This window comes from Alicyclobacillus fodiniaquatilis, from assembly GCF_042678105.1.
Lineage (GTDB): Bacteria > Bacillota > Bacilli > Alicyclobacillales > Alicyclobacillaceae > Alicyclobacillus > Alicyclobacillus fodiniaquatilis.
The window spans coordinates 1-1,308 of record NZ_JBHUCX010000026.1 but is presented as its reverse complement, the minus strand read 5'-3'; the positions used below and the strand labels follow the sequence as shown (position 1 = coordinate 1,308).

The following is a 1,308-nucleotide window of genomic DNA, read 5'->3' as shown; positions in this document are numbered from 1 at the left end:
GGAAATCGTCCGTTCATTGGCCTGGAGAATTATCGCAATGTACTCACGGATCCAACGTTTTGGGCTGATTTTCGAAACACGCTGTTCCTAGGCATTAGTATGCTCGTCATCGGTTTTGTGGCGCCAATCATCGTTGCACTCTCTTTAAATGAACTAATGCAACAATGGCTGAAGCGCTCTATCCAACTCGTCATTTACCTGCCGACTTTATTTTCGTGGGCGGTGGTTGGCGGCTTGTGGATTCAACTGCTCAATCCAGATGGCGGACTCGTCAATGCTGTATTGAATGCGTTTGGTATTTCCTCGGTGCAGTTTATGTCTGACCCGAACACAGCACGGTGGGTCATCATTCTGGTGAGTGTTTGGCAGAATGTCGGCTTTAACTGTGTCATTTACCTGGCGGCGCTGGTAGGCATCAATCCTGAATTGTACGCTTCCGCAAAGGTGGACGGGGCAAATCGTTGGCGGGAGACCTGGCATGTCACCATACCAGGTCTCGCCAGAACGATGCAAATTGTCGGGCTGCTCTCCATCATGGGTGTGCTGCGCATGTTTGACCAAATTTACGTGATGCGAAACGCCGTGATCGAACCAAAGGTCAACGTGTTAATGACATACGTGTATGATCAGGGCTTCACACAGATGAACATCGGTCAAGCCACGGCCAGCGCACTCATTATCTTGGTGTTTACACTGGTGTTGACAATCTTCACCCAACGACTGGTTCGATACGACACAATTTGAAGGAGGGATGATGGTGTTCCGTAAAATGACTGTTGGGCGTCTTGCCTTCCTCATCTTGAACCTATTATTTCTGTTGATCATCGCTTCTACCATGATTGTTCCATTGTGGAACGCGGTTGCAGAATCTTTGAGTTCCAATTTCGGTTCGATGCAACCGGGCATACTGATGTGGCCACGGCAATTCAGTTTTTCCGGATACAAAACCATTTGGACGGTGTTAGATCTTTGGCAGCCGTTTGAAAATAGCGTGTTGGTGTCTGTGCTAGGGACGGCGTTGCATGTGTTCTTGTCCGCCATGGCTGGATATGCCTTGGCACAGCCTGCGCTTCCTTTGCGTCGCACCATGACCGTCTTCATCTTAATGACCATGATGATTCCATTTGAGGCCATCATGATTCCTTTTTACGTCACCATGCAAGAATTTGGCTTGCTGAATACATTGGTGGCCTTAATCTTGTCAGGCGCTGTTTCAGGATTTAGTATTCTCCTCATGAGGAACTTTTTCCAGTCGATACCTATGGACATTTTAGAAGCCGCAAAAATAGACGGGTCAGGGCAATTTCG

The 1,308-nt window shown here is 48.1% G+C and carries 2 protein-coding genes; both read left to right on the top strand.

Going from position 1 to position 1,308, the window contains the following annotated elements; translation table 11 throughout:
- Nucleotides 1–744 (top strand): ABC transporter permease subunit (locus tag ACFSB2_RS10580; protein ID WP_377943011.1); only part of this gene is annotated, 744 nt, incomplete at its 5' end.
- Nucleotides 745–757: 13 nt separating this feature from the next.
- Nucleotides 758–1,308: carbohydrate ABC transporter permease (locus ACFSB2_RS10575; protein ID WP_377943010.1), on the top strand; the 551-nt coding region annotated here is incomplete at its 3' end.